The sequence below is a fragment of the Halolactibacillus halophilus genome, assembly GCF_900115605.1.
GTDB classification, from domain to species: domain Bacteria; phylum Bacillota; class Bacilli; order Bacillales; family Amphibacillaceae; genus Halolactibacillus; species Halolactibacillus halophilus.
Map to the genome: position 1 here is coordinate 26,325 of NZ_FOXC01000014.1, position 20,622 is coordinate 46,946.

General features: G+C 40.7%; 20 protein-coding genes and 1 other annotated feature. All 20 genes read right to left on the reverse strand.

What is annotated here, in order from left to right; all coding sequences use genetic code 11:
* Window positions 1-27: 27 nt before the first annotated feature.
* The 20 genes from rpsJ to BM098_RS06730 all read right to left on the reverse strand — a co-directional run bounded on the left by rpsJ (window position 28) and on the right by BM098_RS06730 (window position 20,622).
* The gene (rpsJ, locus tag BM098_RS06635) at window positions 28-336 is read right to left on the reverse strand and encodes a 30S ribosomal protein S10 (RefSeq protein WP_089831666.1); all 309 of its coding nucleotides are present in this window, start codon (window positions 334-336) and stop codon (window positions 28-30) included.
* 731 nt (window positions 337-1,067) lie between these two features.
* A complete protein-coding gene (gene tuf, locus BM098_RS06640; RefSeq protein WP_089831668.1) occupies window positions 1,068-2,258 on the reverse strand; it encodes an elongation factor Tu in 1,191 nt (396 codons plus the stop codon).
* Window positions 2,259-2,374: 116 nt separating this feature from the next.
* Complete coding sequence (gene fusA, locus BM098_RS06645) at window positions 2,375-4,453, reverse strand: elongation factor G (protein WP_089831670.1); 2,079 nt, start codon at window positions 4,451-4,453, stop codon at window positions 2,375-2,377.
* Window positions 4,454-4,541: 88 nt separating this feature from the next.
* The gene (gene rpsG / locus BM098_RS06650) at window positions 4,542-5,012 is read right to left on the reverse strand and encodes a 30S ribosomal protein S7 (protein WP_089831672.1); all 471 of its coding nucleotides are present in this window, start codon (window positions 5,010-5,012) and stop codon (window positions 4,542-4,544) included.
* 41 nt (window positions 5,013-5,053) lie between these two features.
* Window positions 5,054-5,473, reverse strand: a complete 420-nt coding sequence (rpsL, locus tag BM098_RS06655; RefSeq protein ID WP_089831674.1) for a 30S ribosomal protein S12 — start codon at window positions 5,471-5,473, stop codon at window positions 5,054-5,056.
* A 108-nt stretch (window positions 5,474-5,581) separates the two neighbouring features.
* On the reverse strand, window positions 5,582-5,833 hold the full coding sequence (locus BM098_RS06660) for a ribosomal L7Ae/L30e/S12e/Gadd45 family protein (protein WP_089831676.1): 252 nt from the start codon (window positions 5,831-5,833) through the stop codon (window positions 5,582-5,584).
* Window positions 5,834-5,992: 159 nt separating this feature from the next.
* Complete coding sequence (gene rpoC / locus BM098_RS06665; RefSeq protein WP_089831679.1) at window positions 5,993-9,613, reverse strand: DNA-directed RNA polymerase subunit beta'; 3,621 nt, start codon at window positions 9,611-9,613, stop codon at window positions 5,993-5,995.
* Window positions 9,614-9,684: 71 nt separating this feature from the next.
* The gene (gene rpoB, locus BM098_RS06670) at window positions 9,685-13,221 is read right to left on the reverse strand and encodes a DNA-directed RNA polymerase subunit beta (protein ID WP_089831681.1); all 3,537 of its coding nucleotides are present in this window, start codon (window positions 13,219-13,221) and stop codon (window positions 9,685-9,687) included.
* 463 nt (window positions 13,222-13,684) lie between these two features.
* Entirely contained in the window at window positions 13,685-14,290 is a 606-nt protein-coding gene (locus BM098_RS06675; RefSeq protein WP_089831683.1) for a class I SAM-dependent methyltransferase, read from the reverse strand.
* Between the two features lie 128 nt (window positions 14,291-14,418).
* Window positions 14,419-14,781 (reverse strand): 50S ribosomal protein L7/L12, encoded by a 363-nt coding sequence (gene rplL, locus BM098_RS06680; RefSeq protein ID WP_089831685.1) that lies wholly within the window; start codon window positions 14,779-14,781, stop codon window positions 14,419-14,421.
* A 58-nt stretch (window positions 14,782-14,839) separates the two neighbouring features.
* Window positions 14,840-15,340, reverse strand: coding sequence for a 50S ribosomal protein L10 (gene rplJ / locus BM098_RS06685; RefSeq protein WP_089831687.1), 501 nt, complete (start codon window positions 15,338-15,340; stop codon window positions 14,840-14,842).
* A 51-nt stretch (window positions 15,341-15,391) separates the two neighbouring features.
* Window positions 15,392-15,539 (reverse strand) — a sequence feature (ribosomal protein L10 leader region).
* Window positions 15,540-15,579: 40 nt separating this feature from the next.
* The gene (gene rplA, locus BM098_RS06690; RefSeq protein ID WP_089831689.1) at window positions 15,580-16,275 is read right to left on the reverse strand and encodes a 50S ribosomal protein L1; all 696 of its coding nucleotides are present in this window, start codon (window positions 16,273-16,275) and stop codon (window positions 15,580-15,582) included.
* Window positions 16,276-16,452: 177 nt separating this feature from the next.
* Window positions 16,453-16,878: a 50S ribosomal protein L11 gene (gene rplK, locus BM098_RS06695; RefSeq protein WP_062321740.1), complete on the reverse strand. Its 426-nt coding sequence runs from the start codon at window positions 16,876-16,878 to the stop codon at window positions 16,453-16,455.
* 164 nt (window positions 16,879-17,042) lie between these two features.
* Window positions 17,043-17,579, reverse strand: a complete 537-nt coding sequence (gene nusG / locus BM098_RS06700) for a transcription termination/antitermination protein NusG (RefSeq protein WP_089831691.1) — start codon at window positions 17,577-17,579, stop codon at window positions 17,043-17,045.
* A 190-nt stretch (window positions 17,580-17,769) separates the two neighbouring features.
* Window positions 17,770-17,949, reverse strand: coding sequence for a preprotein translocase subunit SecE (secE, locus tag BM098_RS06705; protein WP_089831693.1), 180 nt, complete (start codon window positions 17,947-17,949; stop codon window positions 17,770-17,772).
* A 45-nt stretch (window positions 17,950-17,994) separates the two neighbouring features.
* The gene (rpmG, locus tag BM098_RS06710; RefSeq protein ID WP_082394497.1) at window positions 17,995-18,141 is read right to left on the reverse strand and encodes a 50S ribosomal protein L33; all 147 of its coding nucleotides are present in this window, start codon (window positions 18,139-18,141) and stop codon (window positions 17,995-17,997) included.
* Between the two features lie 87 nt (window positions 18,142-18,228).
* Complete coding sequence (gene sigH / locus BM098_RS06715; protein ID WP_089831695.1) at window positions 18,229-18,894, reverse strand: RNA polymerase sporulation sigma factor SigH; 666 nt, start codon at window positions 18,892-18,894, stop codon at window positions 18,229-18,231.
* A 68-nt stretch (window positions 18,895-18,962) separates the two neighbouring features.
* Window positions 18,963-19,472 carry an NYN domain-containing protein gene (locus BM098_RS06720; RefSeq protein ID WP_089831697.1) on the reverse strand — a complete coding sequence of 170 codons (510 nt, stop codon included), beginning with the start codon at window positions 19,470-19,472 and terminating at the stop codon, window positions 18,963-18,965.
* Window positions 19,472-20,218, reverse strand: coding sequence for a 23S rRNA (guanosine(2251)-2'-O)-methyltransferase RlmB (gene rlmB / locus BM098_RS06725; protein ID WP_089831699.1), 747 nt, complete (start codon window positions 20,216-20,218; stop codon window positions 19,472-19,474). The genes BM098_RS06720 and rlmB overlap by 1 nt, the downstream gene beginning before the upstream one ends.
* Complete coding sequence (locus BM098_RS06730) at window positions 20,215-20,622, reverse strand: Mini-ribonuclease 3 (RefSeq protein WP_089831701.1); 408 nt, start codon at window positions 20,620-20,622, stop codon at window positions 20,215-20,217. Before BM098_RS06730 ends, rlmB begins: the two co-directional genes overlap by 4 nt.

Consider the following 20,622-nt stretch of genomic DNA (forward strand, 5'->3'; position numbering starts at 1 on the left):
CGTTACACCTCCTATAAATTGTATAAATTATAATTTGATTTCGATATCCACGCCAGATGGTAAGTCTAAACGCATTAGCGCATCAACTGTTTGTGGCGTTGGATTTACAATATCAATTAAACGCTTGTGCGTACGCATCTCAAATTGCTCACGAGAATCTTTGTACTTGTGCACTGCACGTAAAACCGTATAAACTGATCTTTCTGTTGGTAACGGGATTGGACCCGATACACCAGCACCCGAACGCTTTGCAGTGCTTACGATTTTCTCAGCTGACTGATCAAGAATACGGTGATCATAAGCTTTTAAACGAATTCTGATTTTCTCATTTGCCATTATTTTCCCTCCTTTTCGCCCATTTTAATAATAGACATTCTCCGCGGAAATTTCTAGACTACCTTACCCATGGCAAAGGGGCCGGGTGTGCCGACAACCTTCCGCATCATCGCCTTTAATGACCAACATTGTTCATTATATAGAATTACAACATAGATTGCAAGGGAAATTACTAAAAATCTTAACTTTTTTTCACGGTTTATAAAGTGGGCGCTTTCATTGCTATAACTATCTTTAGACTTATCGATGCTAGTATAGAAAAGATGAATTTAAGAAGTATTTTTATCGGTTTGGGGCGAGAAGGCACCTTCTTCAAATGCGTCAGCTCTATGTGAGGATGGTTCAATTATGTTTCAACTACAAATTATTCAAAGTTAAGGCAAGTAATATCGTTTCATTTTCAATTTTAATCGCCTATCGAAGTTTCGATGACTTCATTGTTACTCAGTTTCAGTGACAAAACAGAAGCAATAAACGCCATTGTGATCGAGGTCAACAAAAGAGATGTCACTGCTTCAAGTTTAGAAGAAACAGTCATAAGTGACAACACCTCACTAAAGAAGATTTAAAGTTTAATCTAGTTCATGAGATGAAATCTCAATATACCTAGCATTGGTGCATCAAGACTTTTGGGTAGCATATCTAAGTATCATTTGAAATTCATTATTTTCACACACAAAAAAAGGTAGCACCGGAGTGCTACCTTTTCTCTATAAACAAGTAAGTCAAACTTACTTAGTGATTGATGCTACAACACCAGCGCCTACAGTACGTCCACCCTCACGGATAGAGAATTTAGTACCTTCTTCAATAGCGATTGGTGAAATTAATTCTACAGTCATTTCTACGTTGTCACCAGGCATAACCATTTCAACGCCTTCAGGAAGACGGATGATACCAGTTACGTCAGTTGTACGGAAGTAGAACTGTGGACGGTAGTTATCGAAGAATGGAGTGTGACGTCCACCTTCTTCTTTTGATAGTACATAAACTTCCGCTTGGAAAGTTGTATGTGGAGTGATTGTACCTGGCTTAGCAAGTACTTGACCACGGTTGATGTCTTCACGAGCAACACCACGTAGTAACGCACCAATGTTGTCACCAGCTTCAGCGTAATCAAGAAGCTTACGGAACATCTCAACACCAGTTACAGTTGTTTTAGATGGCTCTTCAGCAAGACCGATGATTTCAATTTCGTCACCAACTTTAACTACACCACGCTCAACACGTCCTGTAGCTACAGTACCACGACCAGTGATTGAGAATACGTCCTCAACTGGCATCATGAATGGTTTTTCAGTGTCACGGTCCGGACGAGGGATATACTCATCAACAGCATCCATTAGTTCGTAAATTGCATTTACATATTGCTCTTCGCCTTCAAGTGCTTTAAGAGCTGAACCTTTGATTACCGGTACATCATCACCAGGGAAGTCATATTCAGTTAATAGATCACGAACTTCCATTTCTACTAATTCAAGAAGTTCTTCGTCGTCTACCATATCACATTTGTTTAAGAATACAACAATTGCAGGTACACCTACTTGACGAGAAAGTAAGATGTGCTCACGTGTTTGTGGCATTGGACCATCAGCAGCAGATACTACTAAGATCGCACCATCCATTTGTGCAGCACCAGTGATCATATTTTTAACATAGTCAGCGTGTCCTGGGCAGTCTACGTGTGCATAGTGACGAGTTTCAGTTTCGTACTCAACGTGTGCAGTTGAGATTGTGATCCCACGTTCACGTTCTTCTGGCGCACCATCGATTTGGTCGTAAGCCATAGCTGTACCAAAACCAGATTTGTTGTGTAGTACTGTAGAGATTGCTGCAGTTAATGTTGTTTTACCGTGGTCAACGTGTCCAATTGTACCAATATTAACGTGGTCTTTTGAACGGTCAAATTTTTCTTTACCCATTATATAATTCCTCCTAAAAATAAATTGTTTTTATTATTTACTTGCATCGTTCACTTCATTACCGAAATAATGAAGCTCACAATACAAGTTATACTTTAAATTGAGATAAAAATCAATTATTGTCCAGTATTTTTTTTGACGATTTCTTCAGAAATACTCTTAGGTACTTCTTCGTAATGATCAAATGTCATCGTGTAAGTACCACGACCTTGTGTGTTTGAACGTAATGCTGTCGCATAACCGAACATTTCTGATAATGGAACATACGCACGAACAACTTGTGCTGTACCGCGTGCCTCCATGCCATCCACACGTCCACGGCGTGATGTAACATCACCCATGATATCACCCATATACTCTTCAGGAATAACGATTTCAACACTCATCATTGGCTCAAGAAGAACGGGGTTACATTTGTTTTTCGCGTTCTTAAGCGCCATAGAAGCCGCTACTTTAAACGCCGTTTCGTTAGAGTCGACATCATGGTAAGAACCATCATAAAGTGTCGCTTTAACGTCGATCAATGGATAACCAGCTACGACACCGTTTTCCAATGATTCTTTAATACCCGTCTCAACAGCTGGGATGTATTCACGAGGAACAACACCACCAACGATTTTATTAACGAATTCGAATCCAGCACCTTCTTCGTTTGGCTCGAATTTAACCCAAACGTGACCAAACTGTCCACGACCACCTGATTGGCGGACGAACTTACCTTCAACTTCCGCAGATCCACGGAATGTTTCACGGTAAGATACTTGTGGAGCACCAACATTAGCTTCAACTTTGAATTCACGTCTCATACGATCAACGATGATATCAAGGTGTAATTCCCCCATACCAGAGATGATTGTTTGTCCTGTTTCAATATTTGTTTCAGTTCTGAATGTTGGATCTTCTTCTGCTAATTTACCTAAAGCAATTGACATCTTGTCTTGGTCTGCTTTAGATTTTGGTTCGATAGCTACTGAAATAACTGGTTCTGGGAATTCCATTGATTCTAAGATAACTAAACCTTTTTCATCACATAGAGTGTCCCCTGTACTCGTGTCTTTCAAACCTACCGCACCAGCGATATCTCCTGCGTATACTTCTGCAATTTCTTCACGAGAGTTTGCGTGCATTTGTAGGATACGACCTACACGTTCACGTTTACCTTTAGAAGAGTTCTGTACATAAGAACCTGCTTTTAATGTACCAGAGTATACACGGAAGAAAGTAAGTTTACCAACGAATGGATCCGTTGCAACTTTAAACGCTAAAGCTGAGAACGGTTCTGAGTCATCTGCATGACGTTGGATTTCTTCATCACTATCAGGAACAATTCCTTCAATTGATTCGATATCAAGTGGTGATGGTAAGTAATCAACTACACCATCAATCACTAATTGAACACCTTTATTTTTAAAGGCTGAACCTACGAAGACTGGATAGAATTCAACAGCTAGTGTCGCCTTACGGATCGCTACTTTGATTTCTTCTTCAGTAAATTCTTCACCTTCTAGATAACGCATCATCATATCTTCATCTAATTCAGCAACAGCTTCAATTAGACTTTGATGAAGTTCTTGTGCTTTATCTTTTAAGTCGGCAGGAATTCCTCTTGCTTCTGCGCGTGTACCTAAGTCATCTTCATAGAAGTAGGCTTGCATTGAAACAAGATCAATAATACCTTCAAACTCATCTTCAGCACCAATTGGATACTGAACTGGGTGAGCGTTAGCTCCAAGACGGTCTTTTAATGTACCCACTGAGTACATGAAGTCCGCACCAGTCTTATCCATCTTGTTAATGAATACAATACGAGGTACCCCGTATGTAGTCGCTTGGCGCCATACTGTTTCTGTTTGTGGTTCTACACCTGATTGAGCATCAAGTACAGTTACCGCACCATCAAGTACACGAAGTGAACGTTCTACCTCTACAGTGAAGTCCACGTGTCCTGGTGTATCAATGATGTTGATACGGTGACCTTTCCACTGAGCAGTTGTTGCAGCTGAGGTAATAGTAATACCACGCTCTTGCTCTTGTTCCATCCAGTCCATTTGTGAAGCACCTTCGTGTGTTTCACCAATTTTATGGATACGACCTGTATAGAATAAAATACGCTCAGTAGTTGTTGTTTTACCGGCATCGATGTGAGCCATGATCCCGATATTACGCGTATTCTCCAAGGAGAATTTTCTAGGCATATGTGTTTCTCCTTCCTTTATTTCAATCTAGTTTAGTATAAATAAGTGAATCTAATCGGTTTGTTCCAAAGGAACAAACCAAATTAGATTACCAACGATAGTGAGCAAATGCTTTATTTGCTTCAGCCATTTTATGCATGTCTTCACGTTTCTTAACTGCTGCACCAGTGTTGTTAGATGCATCAAGAATTTCGTTTGCTAGGCGTTCTTCCATTGTTTTTTCTCCGCGTAAGCGAGAGTAATTTGTAATGTAACGAAGACCTAAAGCTTGACGACGCTCTGGACGTACTTCAACTGGTACTTGGTAGTTAGAACCACCAACACGGCGAGCACGTACTTCAAGTACAGGCATAACATTTTTCATTGCTTGTTCGAATACTTCAATCGCAGGTTGACCGCTACGTTCTTGAACAAGATCAAATGCTGAATAAAGAATTTTTTGTGACTTCCCTCTTTTTCCGTCAACCATCATTTGGTTGATTAAACGAGTAACAAGTTTAGAGTTGTATAACGGATCAGGCAAGACATCACGTTTAGCTACAGGACCTTTACGTGGCATAGTCTAACCTCCTTTCATCTTATAGTATTATTAAAAGTTAATTACTTTTTCTCTTTAGGACGCTTTGTTCCATATTTAGAACGACCTTGCATACGTCCATCAACACCAGCAGTATCTAACGCACCACGTACAACATGGTAACGTACACCAGGTAAATCTTTTACACGTCCCCCACGGATAAGAACAACACTGTGCTCTTGTAGGTTGTGACCAATACCAGGGATATATGCTGTAACTTCAATACCGTTAGTTAAACGAACACGTGCATACTTACGTAAAGCCGAGTTCGGTTTCTTAGGCGTTAATGTACCTACACGTGTACAAACACCGCGCTTTTGTGGAGATGATTGGTTAGTCAGTGACTTTTTGAAACTGTTATAACCTTTATTTAAAGCTGGTGAGTCAGATTTTTTAGACTTAGACACACGACCTTTACGAACTAATTGATTAATAGTTGGCATAACTTTTTCCTCCTCTCATTACTTTTTGTAATACCACACATCCAGGTGGTTCATTTATAAGCAAAAAACAAAGTTTTCATGAATTAACACCGTCAATTCACCAAAACTCTATTGCTTTATCGCTACGGCTGCTGTTCCTACTTCAATTCCGCAAGCTTTTCCAAGTTTAATCTTAGAGTCCACCGTTGTATACGGAATATCCATTTTTTCTACTAGTTGTAGAAGCTTTTCGACCATGAACGGATCAACATCCGCTGCAATAATCACTTCTCCTACGTGCCCGCTTTTAATCGCTTTGATTGTTTGTTTAGTACCAACAACTAATTGATCTTTAGCTTGGGTAACTTTTTCATAAGACATTTACATATCCTCCAAAGCCATGAAGGTAACAGAAGCACCTTGAATATAGTACCACGTATGAAAAGGGAATGTCAACTCAAAATATGAAAGTTTGACAACTATTTTTCATTCATACGCAGCACCTATTCAGGAAGGGCTCTTCATTTACCTTAATACCATTTATTCAATCGTTTCTTCAGTTTCTGTTGCTTCTTCTTCTACCACATTCACAACTGGCATTTCTGTTTCTGCCTTAATCTTACGGTAACGTTGCATTCCTGTACCGGCAGGTACAAGTTTACCAATGATAACATTCTCTTTAAGTCCGAGTAATTCATCACGTTTACCTTTGATTGCAGCGTCAGTTAATACGCGTGTTGTTTCTTGGAATGATGCCGCAGATAAGAATGAATCTGTTTCAAGTGAGGCTTTTGTAATACCGAGTAAGACTGGTCGTCCAACGGCTGGCTCATCACCATTCATTAACGCTTTCTTATTCGCATCTTTAAACTGGTGAATTTCCAGTAAGGCACCTGGTAATACATCTGTATTACCTGATTCTGTTACGCGTACTTTACGTAACATTTGGCGTACCATAACCTCAACGTGCTTATCACCAATCTCTACCCCTTGCATACGGTATACTTTCTGTACCTCTTTAAGGAGATAAGACTGAACACCGTCGACACCTTGGAACTTCAACAATTCTTTTGGATCAATCGAACCTTCAGTTAGTGCTTCACCAGAAGCTACTTCGTCACCAATAGCCACTTTTACACGCGCACCGTAAGGTACCGTGTACGTACGTGGTTCAATAACGCCTTGGACAACAATTTCTTGTTTATCTTTTACTTCCGTAATATCGGTTACCGTACCTTCGATTTCACTGATCAACGCTTGTCCTTTTGGATTACGCGCTTCAAAGATTTCTTGGATACGTGGTAAACCTTGAGTAATATCGCTACCCGCTACACCACCGGTGTGGAATGTACGCATTGTTAACTGCGTACCTGGCTCACCAATTGATTGCGCGGCGATAATACCAACAGCTTCACCGACCTCAACTTCTTGACCTGTCGCAAGGTTACGTCCGTAACACTTCTTACAAGCCCCGTGTTTTGTATTACATGTAAAGACTGTACGAATTAAGACTTCTTTAATACCGGCTTCATCAATCAGACGAGCGGTATCTTCATTTATTACTTCATTCTTCTCAATCAATACAGCTCCTGTTTCAGGGTGTTTCACCGTTTCAAAGGCTGTACGACCGATTAAACGGTCAATCAATGGCTCGATGATTTCTGTCCCTTCCGTAATCGCATGGACTGGAAGACCGCGATCGGTATGACAATCATCTTCACGAATGATCACATCTTGAGCAACGTCAACAAGACGACGGGTTAAGTAACCAGAATCGGCTGTCTTAAGGGCGGTATCGGCAAGACCTTTACGCGCACCGTGCGTCGAAATAAAGTATTCTAAGACCGTTAAACCTTCACGGAAACTTGACTTGATCGGTAATTCAATAATACGACCAGCCGGGTTGGCCATCAGACCACGCATACCCGCAAGCTGCGTAAAGTTTGATGCGTTACCACGGGCACCAGAGTCACTCATCATAAAGATTGGGTTACGGTGGCTAAGTGATTTCATCAGTTTCTCTTGAATAACATCTTTCGCTTGTGACCAGATAGATATAACGCGTTCATAGCGCTCATCTTCTGTAATGAGACCACGACGGAATTGTTTCATAACTTTATCTACTTTCGTTTGTGCTTCTTCAAGAATCTCTTTCTTCTCTTCGAGTACAACGATATCGGCAACACCTACGGTGATACCAGCTTTCGTAGAATATTTGAAACCTAAATCCTTCATACGGTCAAGCATTTTAGATGTTTCACTAATTTTGAACTTCTTAAAGACTTCCGCAATGATATCTCCTAAGATCCCTTTCTTAAACGGTAAGATACGCTCGCGCTTTTGAATCTCTTCTTGTACATCAGTACCTTTTGGTACAAAGTAATGCGCAGGCGTTTCTACCTCTAAGTTGTACATCGTTGGTTCATTCATATATGGGAATGATGGCGGCAAGATGGCGTTAAAGATCAATTTACCAATAGTTGTTAATAACAATTGACTGTTTTGTTCTTCAGTAAATCTTGGGTTATTCAGTGATGATGCTTGAACAGCAATCCGCGTGTGTAAATGAGCATAGCCATTTTGATACGCAAGCATCGCTTCGTCAATATCTTTCACGATTAAACCTTCACCAATTGCGCCTTCACGTTCAAGGGTTAAGTAATAGTTACCTAATACCATATCCTGTGACGGTGTAACAACCGGTTTACCGTCTTTCGGGTTAAGAATATTTTGAGCGGCTAACATTAAAATACGCGCCTCTGCTTGAGCTTCTGCTGATAACGGTACGTGAACAGCCATCTGGTCACCATCAAAGTCAGCGTTGTAAGCTGTACATACTAGTGGGTGCAGACGAATCGCACGTCCTTCAACAAGGGTTGGCTCAAACGCTTGGATACCTAAACGGTGAAGCGTTGGGGCACGGTTAAGTAAGACTGGGTGTTCTCTAATAACATCCTCTAACACTTCCCAAATCTCATCATGCAGACGTTCGATTTTACGCTTAGCTGATTTAATGTTGTGTGCAAGACCACGCTCAACAAGTTCCTTCATAATAAATGGCTTAAATAGTTCAACTGCCATTTCTTTCGGTAAACCACACTGATACATTTTCAAGCTTGGTCCAACAACGATAACGGAACGGCCTGAATAATCAACACGTTTACCTAGCAAGTTTTGACGGAAACGACCTTGCTTACCTTTAAGCATATGTGACAATGACTTTAATGGACGGTTACCCGGCCCAGTAACTGGACGGCCACGACGACCATTATCAATCAAGGCATCTACAGCTTCTTGAAGCATACGCTTCTCGTTTTGAACAATAATCGTTGGCGCGCCTAAATCTAATAGACGTTTCAAACGGTTGTTACGGTTAATCACACGACGATATAAGTCGTTTAAGTCAGATGTCGCAAAACGTCCCCCATCAAGTTGAACCATCGGGCGTAAATCCGGTGGAATGATTGGTAAGACATCTAAGATCATCCATGATGGATCATTACCAGAATGTCTAAATGCTTCCACAACTTCTAACCGCTTAATTGCACGGGTACGGCGTTGACCCTGCGCAGATTTTAACTCTTCACGAAGCATATCAGCTTCTTTATCTAAGTCTAAATCTTGTAAGATCTTTTTAACTGCTTCAGCTCCCATTTGTGCGTGGAAACTTTGTCCGTACTTATCACGGTACGCACGGTATTCTCTTTCAGATAATAGTTGTTTCTTTTCAAGTGCTGTATCACCAGCATCTGTCACGATATAAGCCGCAAAATAAATGACTTCTTCAAGTGCGCGTGGTGACATGTCAAGAACAAGTCCCATCCGGCTTGGAATCCCTTTAAAGTACCAAATATGTGAAACAGGTGCGGCAAGTTCAATGTGACCCATACGTTCACGACGGACTTTTGCCTTAGTGACTTCTACACCACAACGATCACAAACAACGCCCTTATAACGGACACGCTTGTACTTTCCACAGTGACATTCCCAGTCCTTCGTTGGACCAAAAATTCTCTCACAGAATAAACCATCTTTTTCTGGTTTTAACGTACGATAGTTAATCGTTTCTGGCTTTTTAACTTCCCCAAATGACCATGACCGAATTTTGTCTGGTGATGCCAAACCTATTTTCATAAATTCGAAATTATTTACATCTAGCAAGGGGTCTACCTCCCTTTTAGTATGTGGTAGGCCTAGCAAATGCTAGGCCATTAAACAGTATCTAAACAACCTTACTTTCCTTCAAGTTCTAAATTAAATTGTTCTTGTGAGGTATCGTCCTCATCTTCAATATCACGTAATTCAATTTCTTCTTCATCTGCTGATAACATCTTCACATCCATACCTAAACTCTGTAATTCTTTAATCAATACTTTAAATGATTCAGGAATACCTGGTTCAGGGATGTTTTCACCCTTCACAATTGATTCATAAGTTTTCACACGACCAACAACGTCATCTGATTTTACGGTTAGAATCTCTTGTAATGTGTAAGCAGCACCGTACGCTTCAAGGGCCCATACCTCCATCTCACCAAAACGCTGTCCACCGAACTGCGCTTTACCACCGAGTGGTTGTTGTGTAACAAGTGAGTAAGGACCGGTTGAACGCGCGTGTAACTTATCATCAACCATGTGCGCAAGTTTGATCATATACATGACCCCTACAGATACACGGTTATCAAAGGCCTCACCTGAACGACCATCATAAAGAATCGTTTTCGCATCACGCGACATACCAGATTCTTCGATTGTCTCCCAAACATCTTCCTCTGTTGCCCCATCAAATACTGGTGTTGCAACATGGATACCTAATTGACGTGCCGCCATACCAAGGTGTAACTCTAATACCTGTCCGATATTCATACGTGATGGTACCCCTAACGGGTTAAGCATGATATCAACCGGTGTCCCGTCTGGTAAGTAAGGCATATCTTCTTCAGGTAAAATACGAGAAATAACACCTTTGTTACCGTGACGACCCGCCATCTTATCACCTTCGTGAATCTTACGCTTTTGAACGATGTAAGCACGTACCAACTGGTTCACACCCGGTGGTAACTCATCGCCATCTTCACGGTTAAAGATTTTTACGTCAAGAACAATACCGCCGGCACCGTGTGGTACACGTAAGGATGTATCACGTACTTCACGCGCTTTTTCACCGAAGATCGCATGTAAGAGACGTTCTTCTGCTGAAAGTTCTGTCACACCTTTTGGTGTTACTTTTCCAACAAGTAAGTCGCCATCTTCTACTTCAGCACCAACGCGAATAATCCCGCGCTCATCTAAATCACGTAGGGCATCTTCACCGACGTTAGGAATGTCACGCGTAATCTCTTCAGGTCCAAGTTTGGTATCACGTGCTTCTGATTCATATTCTTCAATATGAATTGACGTGTAAACATCATCTTTTACGAGGCGCTCACTCATGATGATTGCATCCTCATAGTTGTAACCGTCCCATGTCATAAACGCAACGAGCACGTTTTGACCGAGTGCTAATTCACCGTCTTCCATAGAAGGACCATCCGCTAGGATTTCACCCTTTGTCACACGGTCACCAACACTGACGATTGGACGTTGGTTATAGCACGTTCCTTGATTAGAACGAATGAATTTTTGTAGTTTGTAGCGATCAACATCGCCTTTAACTTCTTGTCCATCTACAATTGAAATGCGTCTCACGCGCACTTCTTTCGCTTCAACACGTTCCACAATCCCTTCGTAACGTGCAACAACAGCAGCACCAGAGTCTTTACCAGATACGTATTCCATACCTGTACCGACAATTGGTGAGCGCGGTTGAATAAGTGGAACAGCCTGACGTTGCATGTTGGCACCCATGAGCGCACGGTTTGAGTCATCGTTTTCCAAGAATGGAATACAAGCGGTCGCCGCTGACACTACCTGCTTAGGCGAGACATCCATGTAATCAATTTTTTCACGGATAACACTTTTGTTCTCCCCACGGAAGCGAGAGATAACTTCTTCATCTAAGAAGCTTCCATCTTCGCCAAGACGTGCATTTGCCTGAGCAACAACATAGTTATCTTCTTCATCAGCGGTTAAATAATCATATTCTTCGGTCACTTTACCAGTTTCTGTATCAACACGGCGGTAAGGTGTTTCGATAAAACCAAATTTATTTACTTTCGCAAATGATGACAACGAGTTAATCAAGCCAATGTTTGGCCCCTCTGGCGTTTCAATCGGACACATACGCCCGTAGTGAGAGTAGTGAACGTCACGCACTTCAAATCCGGCACGCTCTCTTGTCAAACCACCTGGCCCTAAGGCTGATAAACGACGCTTATGTGTTAATTCAGCAAGTGGATTCGTTTGATCCATAAACTGAGATAACTGTGAGCTACCAAAGAACTCTTTAATTGACGCAATAACCGGACGGATATTAATCAATTGTTGCGGCGTAATCGCTGATGTGTCTTGGATTGACATTCTTTCACGTACCACACGTTCCATTCGTGATAAACCGATTCGGAATTGATTTTGTAACAATTCCCCAACATTACGCAAACGACGGTTACCTAAGTGGTCAATATCATCTGTTGAACCAACAGTATGCAAGATATTAAAGAAGTAGTTAACCGCAGCTAAAATATCTGCTGGCGCAATATGTTTCACGTCGTCTGGAACAATCGCATTACCGATGACGTTTAACGTACGTTCTCCTTCTGGGTCCGTTGGGTCAACAATCTTAATTTGTTGTAAGCGTACATCTTGGTCAATAACACCTTCATCTGGCGTGACATACATATCACCTAAGCGATCTTCTTCGCGCTCAAGTAATGGTAATAATTTATTAAGCAAACGCCGATCAATTGTTGCACCTTTTTCAGCGATAATTTCGCCTGTTTCAGGATCTGCAATTGTTTCGGCTAACACTTGATTAAAGAGACGGTTTTTAATATGGAGTTTCTTGTTCATCTTATAACGACCAACGTGCGCTAAATCATAGCGTTTTGGATCGAAGAAGCGTGACACAAGTAAACTTTTTGCATTCTCTACTGTTGGCGGCTCGCCCGGGCGTAGACGCTCATAAATTTCAAGTAAAGCTTTTTCTGTTGTCTCTGTGTTATCTTTTTCTAACGTATTACGTAAATATTCATTATCTCCGATCAAATCAATAATATCTTGATCTGTACCGAAGCCTAATGCGCGTAATAGAACAGTAATCGGTAATTTACGGGTACGGTCGATACGAACATGTACAACATCTTTTGCATCCGTTTCAAACTCAAGCCATGCCCCACGGTTAGGAATAACCGTTGCACCATAGCCACGTTTACCATTCTTATCAATTTTAGCGTGGTAGTATACACTTGGTGATCGAACAAGCTGAGAAACGATAACACGTTCCGCACCGTTAACAATAAATGTTCCCGTGTCTGTCATGAGTGGGAAATCACCCATAAAGACTTCTTGCTCTTTTACTTCACCTGTCTCGTTATTTAATAATCGGACTTTTACCCGAAGTGGCGCATTATACGTCACATCTCGCTCTTTTGATTCATCGACAGAATATTTTGGTTCACCCAAATTATAATCGACAAACTCAAGCGATAGATTCCCTTGGAAATCTTCAATTGGAGAAATATCTTTAAACATTTCTCGTAAACCTTCGTCTAAGAACCATTGGTAAGAAGCTGTTTGAATCTCAATTAAATTCGGTAATTCAAGTACCTCATGAATTCGTGCGTAGCTTCTGCGCTGGCGGTGTCGTCCATACTGAACTAGTTGACCTGTCAACTGCTTCACCCCTCAAATCAAGAATAAAAAACAAAAAAGCTTAATCAAGAAAAATTTTGTTAAGCCCCTATACCGCAAACTCACCTAACTGTCAACTATTGACTTATAGAATGAAATCGGTATAATTTAAGTCAGATAATACGTTCGGAACAAAACAGAACGTCCATCCGTTAAATATTTATAGTAAACACCGCTTGTTGGCGACTTAAGCCACGAATCAACAAACGCTGTTTAGCGACGATATAACTGGTAGATTTCTGAGCATATAAAAATAAGGATTAGTTCTTGACTGCTTTCATCAACGATGGTTAATCCTTGTCCTCTCTTAAACTCCATATCTACGCTACATATACATCATACACATCTATTCACGCTCAAAAATAGTTGCTTGAACATGAAAAACGTGCTATTGGCATTTTTCTATATTATCACAATAGGAACCAATAGTCAATTTTTTTACTGCTTATTCATCATTTTTAACTGCCCGAAGAATATAATACCCCTTATTTTTTAAGACAATATCGACCTCTCGAGAGAACGCTTCTAGTTTTTTTATCGCTGAGGGCGCCCCTTGTTTCTTTTGAATCACAACCCACAGCGTGCCACCTGGCAACAAGTGAGCAAAACTTTCTTCTAACATGAGATGCACCGTTTGTTTCCCTGCTCGGATCGGCGGATTAGTCAAAATGGCCGCGAAGGCTTGATTCACATTTTCAAAACGATCGCTCGAATAAATTTTCACATTCTCAACTTGGTTCACTCGGGCATTTTCTTTCGCTAAAGCAATCGCACGTTCATTCACATCAACCAAATGACAGATTCTTGTTCGATCAGCTTTAGCCAAACTCAACCCTATCGGCCCATATCCACACCCTAAATCAAGATAATCCCCTTCAATTCCCGGCGCCTCAAACGCATCAATCAATGTTCTTGAACCGAAATCCACTTCATTTTTTGAAAAAACTCCTGTATCACTTGTGAACGTAAATCGGTGACCCTTTAACATGAATGTCCATGTTTTACGGTCGCTTTTTATTTGGGGATTATGTGTAAAGTATTGTTCTGACACGTGATCACCTGCTTTTTTTGTGGTTAACTTTAGTTGCAGTCATACTGAGAGGGGCAATCGATGATTTAAACGAAAAATAAAAGCCCGTCTATAAAGACGAGCCATTATTACTTCAGATAGTCAAAAGACTATTTTAATTCTACAGATGCGCCTGCTTCTTCAAGTTTAGCTTTCATTTCTTCAGCTTCTTCTTTAGCAATGCCTTCTTTGATAGCGCCAGGAGCGTTATCTACTAAGTCTTTAGCATCTTTAAGACCAAGACCAGTGATTTCGCGTACTGCTTTAACAACTTTAATCTTAGAAGCGCCAGCGCTTTCTAATACTACGTCAAATTCAGTTTGCTCTTCAGCAGCTTCGCCACCTGCAGCACCCGCTGCCGCTACAGGAGCAGCTGCAGTTACACCGAATTCTTCTTCAATTGCTTTAACTAAATCGTTTAATTCAAGAACAGTCATTTCTTTGATTGCTTCGATAATTTGTTCGTGAGACATATTTGTTTCCTCCTAGAATAGTTTTAGTTTTTTAAGCCCGATTTAGGCTACGATGCACTTAGGCACCTTGTTCTTCTTTTTGCTCGGCAACAGCTTTTGTTGCGTAAGCGAAGTTGCGCATTGGTGCTTGTAGTACGCTGAGTACCATTGAAAGTAGACCTTCGTAACTTGGTAAGTCCGCAAGTTCTTTGATCTGATCAACAGAAGCAACATTACCTTGAATGACGCCACCTTTGATCTCCAACGCTTCATGATCTTTCGCAAAGTTGTTTAATACTTTGGCTGGTGCTACGACATCTTCATTACTGAAGGCGATCGCAGTAGGTCCTACTAACACTTCATTTAATTCTGAAAGTTCAGCTTCTTCAGCCGCACGACGAGACATAGTGTTTTTGTACACTTTGAATTCCACGCCAGCTTCACGTAGTTGTTTACGTAGTTCAGTAACTTCCGCTACATCAAGACCACGGTAATCAACTAAGATTGTTGATTCACTTTCACGAAGTTTTGTTGCGATTTCAGAAACAACCTGTTTCTTTTTCTCGATAACTTTTGACATTGTTCCACCTCCTACCAGAATTAAACATCATACCGATCCGCGTCCTTTTATTGAAATCAATAAAAAACCTCACGCCGAAAGTAGACGTGAGGGGAAATTGCGTGAATAGATAAGAGAACAGCGTTCTCTTTATTCAACACCTCGGCAGGCTGATTAAGCATAACGCCCCTGCTGTCTACGGTATAACGTATTATTTTAACCTTGTTGATTATAACGAAACAACCAACATAAGTCAAGTATTATTTTGCAAATTTTGTTGAGTCGATTTTAACACCAGGACCCATTGTTGATGTTACTGACACGTTCTTCATGTAAATACCTTTAGAAGATTGTGGTTTTGCTTTCACGATTGTGTTAGCAAGTGCGTTAAAGTTCTCAATGAGTTTCTCTAAATCAAATGACGCTTTACCAATTGGTACGTGTACGTTTGATTGACGATCCACACGGTATTCAACTTTACCTGCTTTAATTTCGTTAACAGCTTTTTCAACATCAAATGTTACTGTACCTGTTTTAGGGTTTGGCATAAGACCTTTAGGCCCTAAGACACGACCAAGTTTACCAACTTCAGCCATCATGTCTGGCGTTGCAACGATCACGTCGAAGTCAAACCATCCTTGGTTGATTTTATTGATAAGATCTTGTTCACCTACGTAATCTGCACCAGCTGCTTCAGCTTCTTTCGCTTTATCACCTTTAGCAAATACTAAAACAGTTTGAGTTTTACCTGTTCCGTGCGGAAGTACCATCGCACTACGGATTTGTTGGTCAGCTTTCTTAGGATCGACTCCTAAGCGGAATGCTGCTTCAACTGTTTCGTCGAAGTTAGCTGTTGCATTTTCTTTAACTAATTTAAGCGCTTCTTCTACATCATACAATTTTGTACGTTCTACTGTTTCCAAAGCCGCTTGTTGTTTCTTTGATTTTTTAGCCATTTTCATTTCCTCCTTGAATGTGGTTTTAACGGTTTAACCTCCCACTTAAAAAAGCGGACCTCACGCAAAATGCGCAAGCACTAGTTGACTACGCCTCCTAGCTTATCTGCCTACAAAAAGGTTGCGAAATGACTAGTGCCATAAACGCAACCTTCTTCACAAATCAACACACGTATATTAGTCTTCGATAACGATACCCATACTACGTGCAGTACCTTCAACCATACGCATTGCTGCTTCAACATCAGCTGCGTTTAAATCAGGCATTTTTGTTTCAGCGATTTCTTTTACTTGATCGCGCTTCAACGTTGCAACTTTGTTGCGGTTTGGTTCACCTGATGCAGTTTCGATACCCGCTGCTTTTTTGAGCAATACAGCAGCCGGCGGAGTTTTTGTGATGAATGTAAATGAACGGTCTTCAAATACCGTAATTTCTACCGGAATAATCAATCCAGCTTGCTCTTGCGTACGAGCGTTGAATTCTTTACAGAATCCCATAATGTTAACACCTGCTTGACCTAATGCTGGTCCAACTGGTGGTGCTGGGTTTGCTTTGCCCGCTGGAATTTGAAGTTTTACTACTTTGATTACTTTTTTAGCCACGAGACACACCTCCTTAAGTCCGTGATGTGGTCACAGGGTTTGACCCCTCCCACTCAATTTCATATTCTATCTAACCTTATACTCGAGGCATATAAGAACATTAGAATTTTATCATGCCCATCAAAATAATGCAAGGGTCGAGCGAATAAAAATTAATAAATATCTTAATCCATGTGTTTAATTTGTTTGAAATCTAACTCAACTGGCGTTTCACGACCGAAAAGATCAACAAGTACTTTTGCCTTCTGATGATCCATATCAAGTTCTTGCACAACAGCCTCGCGGCCTTCAAATGAACCGTCGGTCACTGTCACTTGGTCACCCTCATTAAAATCAATTTCAATGACAGTTTCTTTCATACCCATACGTTTTAGAATCGTTTCTGCTTCTTCGGGTAGTAACGGTGTTGGTTTTGACCCTGAACCTGTTGAGCCAACAAACCCCGTCACACCTGGTGTATTTCTAACGACATACCAAGAATCATCCGTCATAACCATCTCAGCTAAAACATAGCCAGGAAAGACTTTTTTCATCGCAACTTTTTTCTTGCCATCTTTGACTTCAGTCTCTTCATCTTCAGGTACAAGAATACGGAAAATTTTATCCTCCATCCCCATCGATGCTAAACGTTTTTCTAAGTTTGTTTTCACTTTATTTTCATACCCCGAATACGTGTGAACAACATACCACTGTTTTTCCATCATTTTCCCTCCTTTTGTTATTTTACTTATTCTTTGTTTCATCTTAAACATAACGACTTCAATGGTTGACATGTCTTGACAGACTTATTTTTCCCCAATTTAAAAAACCCGCATAAAGTGGACGGGTTTTTGACAGGTCAACATACATCTTGCTTAACGATATTCCTAGTATAACATAAAAGACCAGTTTCTACTCAAAAAACAGATTTAATATTTGGCTAATTCCTAAATCAATAACGACAAAGAATAGCGCGATGAATGTAACTGTCGCTATAACTGTTATGGTTGAATTCGTTAACTCTTTACCTCTTGGCCAAGATACCTTTTTCATTTCGCGTGAAACATCTTTAAAAAACGATACAATCTTCACTAATAGTTCCTCCAAACTCGGTTGAATTAATCTTTGTACAGTTCGTTACTTCGTTTCACGATGTACGGTGTGTTTATTACACTTTTTACAGAACTTTTTTAGTTCTAATCGTTCTGCTTCTTGTGTATGTTTATCTGAGTGGTAATTTCGACTCAGGCATTCTGTACAAGCGAGTACAATTTTCTTTTTCATCTTGTTCACCCTCTAGATAGATTACTATCCTACCTAATGTAGCACCTTCACCCCTATGTGTCAACGTTCTTAACGCAATTTATTGTATCACAACAAAATCACGACATCCTCTAAATGACGTTCGAATTTTTTCTTAATCCGCTGCAACGCATTATCGATTGCTTTCACATGACGATTGAGCAATTCTGAGATTTCTTGATAGCTCCGTCCATCTAAATAAAGCAGTAACACTTCGAGCTCTAATTCACTCAAGACCGCTCCTAGTTTTTCTTCCACTACTTGATAACGCTCCCGACTGATTAACAAAGCTTCCGGGTCAATCATGTCTTGCTCATTGGCGATAATATCGATTAACGTCCGCTCAGAATCTTCATCAAACATCGGTTTATCTAGCGAGACATAGGAGTTAAGCGGACCGTGTTTCATTCGTGTCGCCGACTTAATCGCCGTAATAATTTGCCGGGTGACACAGATATCTGCAAACGCCTTAAATGACGCTTCTTTATCTTGTTTATAATCACGAATCGCTTTATATAAACCAATCATACCTTCTTGAATCAAATCATCATAATCAGCACCCACAAGGAAATAGGTACTCGCTTTTGCTCTAACAAAGCCCCGATATTTTCGAATTAAAAAGTCTAAAGCAGTTGAATCCCCCTGTTGAACAGCATCAATTAAACCGACGTCATCCATCCGTTTGTAAGCACCTTGTTGACTGTTAAATGTGTGGTGGACCTCGCTCAAAAGCATTCCCTCCTGCAATAAACACATAATAGAAATATTATACTGTAAGCGTTTCCTACGCGTCAACTCTTAGTTCAATCTTTCCCGCGGCGCATTTTCTCTAATGCCGCCCAAGTCTCAGGGTCAATGATAGGATTACGCGACGACTGTTTATTCTGATAATCTTCTAAATCCGCTAAAATTTCCCGTTGAATGTGCCCCACTTCTAACTTCAACTCACGCGCACTCTTGCGATACGCCCCTTGCTGAAAAATGGTACGTTGTTCAGCATAGTCTGACGTTGCCACGTACACTTTTGTTTTAACGTTTTTTAATGATTTTACTAACCGTTCAATACATTCATCGGCGGTTTCTTTTTCTTTCGTATAAATCACTTCAACACCAAATTGGTCCTCGTTTGAACCTAATCCTTTTACTTCATAAGCATCGAATACCACAATGACCCGGTACCCCCGATACGCTTTATACTCGGCCATCTTTTCAATCAACAATTTCCGTGCTTGACTAAGGTCCTTATCCCTAAGACGACTGAGTTCTTCCCAGTCGCCAATAATGTTATAACCATCAACCAGTAACACATCCATTATCCATCACCTAAGGGGTTCCTTTTTCTAAACACTTCATACATCAATAGACTAGCCGCAACCGAGGCATTAAGTGAGGATACTTCCCCTGTCATCCCAAGTTTAATTGTCCAGTCGCACTTCTCTCTAACTAAGCGGCTCATACCTTTTCCTTCGTTACCAATTACTAACGCTAGTGGCATATCACCTTCTAATTCACGGTAATCTTTATCGGCTTCCGCTTCTGTACCAACAACCCATACGTTACGGTCTTTAAGTTCATCAATCGTTTTCGCAATATTTGTTACACGAACAACCGGCACATATTCAATCGCACCTGCCGACGTTTTGGCAACCGTTGCGGTTAAACCAACCGCTCTACGCTTGGGAATAATAACCCCATGACAACCTGCCGCATCAGCCGTACGTAAAATCGACCCTAAGTTATGTGGATCTTCAATTTCATCTAAGATCATAAAGAATGGCGCTTGTGCGCGTTCTTCTGCGACCTTAAATAAATCATCTAATTCATAATAGCGATACGCGGCCACACTTGCGACAATCCCTTGGTGTTGACCTTCAACAAGTTGATCTAATTTTTTCTTCGGTACTTTTTTAACAATGATCCCCGCTTCTTTAGCTAAACGCATTAATTGCTGGGTTGTTTTTGGATTCAAATGATCTTGAATAAATATCTTATTAATTGACCGTCCGCTTTTTAATGCTTCTGTGACGGGGTTCTTTCCAATAATCCATTCATCATTCATGTTGTTTCACTTCCTTTTTCTATATAGTTAATGGCCGCTTCTACTAACCACATCAATCGGTCATGATTGTCTAAAAAATAATGATAACCGAGTAAGGCTTCAAATGCCGTTGAATAGCGGTACGTCATCACATCGGTATTTTTCGGTACCGAGCCAGATTTGGCATTGCGTCCACGTCTGACAACACCTTGTTCGTCTTCATCAAGTACTTCGTTATCAAGCCATTGCCTTAAGACTTTCGCTTGTTGTTTCGCTTGAACGAATCTGACAGCTGATTTATGCAACTTATTAACGTTGACTTTACCTTGACGAAGGAGATAATCACGGACATAGTACTCGTAGACCACATCCCCCATATACGCAAGAGCTAAACTTTTCATCTGTAAAACGTGTATTTTTTCCAT

What these genes read in the sequence shown, in the direction of transcription:
- BM098_RS06720 (WP_089831697.1), bottom strand. Translation starts at nt 19,472, where the DNA reads ATGGATGTGTTACTGGTTGATGGTTATAACATTATTGGCGACTGGGAA.
- rplJ (WP_089831687.1), bottom strand. Translation starts at nt 15,340, where the DNA reads ATGTCAAAAGTTATCGAGAAAAAGAAACAGGTTGTTTCTGAAATCGCA.
- rplA (WP_089831689.1), bottom strand. Translation starts at nt 16,275, where the DNA reads ATGGCTAAAAAATCAAAGAAACAACAAGCGGCTTTGGAAACAGTAGAA.
- BM098_RS06660 (WP_089831676.1), bottom strand. Translation starts at nt 5,833, where the DNA reads ATGTCTTATGAAAAAGTTACCCAAGCTAAAGATCAATTAGTTGTTGGT.
- fusA (WP_089831670.1), bottom strand. Translation starts at nt 4,453, where the DNA reads ATGCCTAGAAAATTCTCCTTGGAGAATACGCGTAATATCGGGATCATG.
- rpsJ (WP_089831666.1), bottom strand. Translation starts at nt 336, where the DNA reads ATGGCAAATGAGAAAATCAGAATTCGTTTAAAAGCTTATGATCACCGT.
- rlmB (WP_089831699.1), bottom strand. Translation starts at nt 20,218, where the DNA reads ATGAATGATGAATGGATTATTGGAAAGAACCCCGTCACAGAAGCATTA.
- rplL (WP_089831685.1), bottom strand. Translation starts at nt 14,781, where the DNA reads ATGTCTCACGAACAAATTATCGAAGCAATCAAAGAAATGACTGTTCTT.
- rpsL (WP_089831674.1), bottom strand. Translation starts at nt 5,473, where the DNA reads ATGCCAACTATTAATCAATTAGTTCGTAAAGGTCGTGTGTCTAAGTCT.
- tuf (WP_089831668.1), bottom strand. Translation starts at nt 2,258, where the DNA reads ATGGGTAAAGAAAAATTTGACCGTTCAAAAGACCACGTTAATATTGGT.
- nusG (WP_089831691.1), bottom strand. Translation starts at nt 17,579, where the DNA reads ATGGAAAAACAGTGGTATGTTGTTCACACGTATTCGGGGTATGAAAAT.
- rpmG (WP_082394497.1), bottom strand. Translation starts at nt 18,141, where the DNA reads ATGAAAAAGAAAATTGTACTCGCTTGTACAGAATGCCTGAGTCGAAAT.
- BM098_RS06730 (WP_089831701.1), bottom strand. Translation starts at nt 20,622, where the DNA reads ATGGAAAAAATACACGTTTTACAGATGAAAAGTTTAGCTCTTGCGTAT.
- rpsG (WP_089831672.1), bottom strand. Translation starts at nt 5,012, where the DNA reads ATGCCACGTAAAGGTCCTGTAGCTAAACGTGATGTCTTGCCTGATCCG.
- sigH (WP_089831695.1), bottom strand. Translation starts at nt 18,894, where the DNA reads ATGCTTTTGAGCGAGGTCCACCACACATTTAACAGTCAACAAGGTGCT.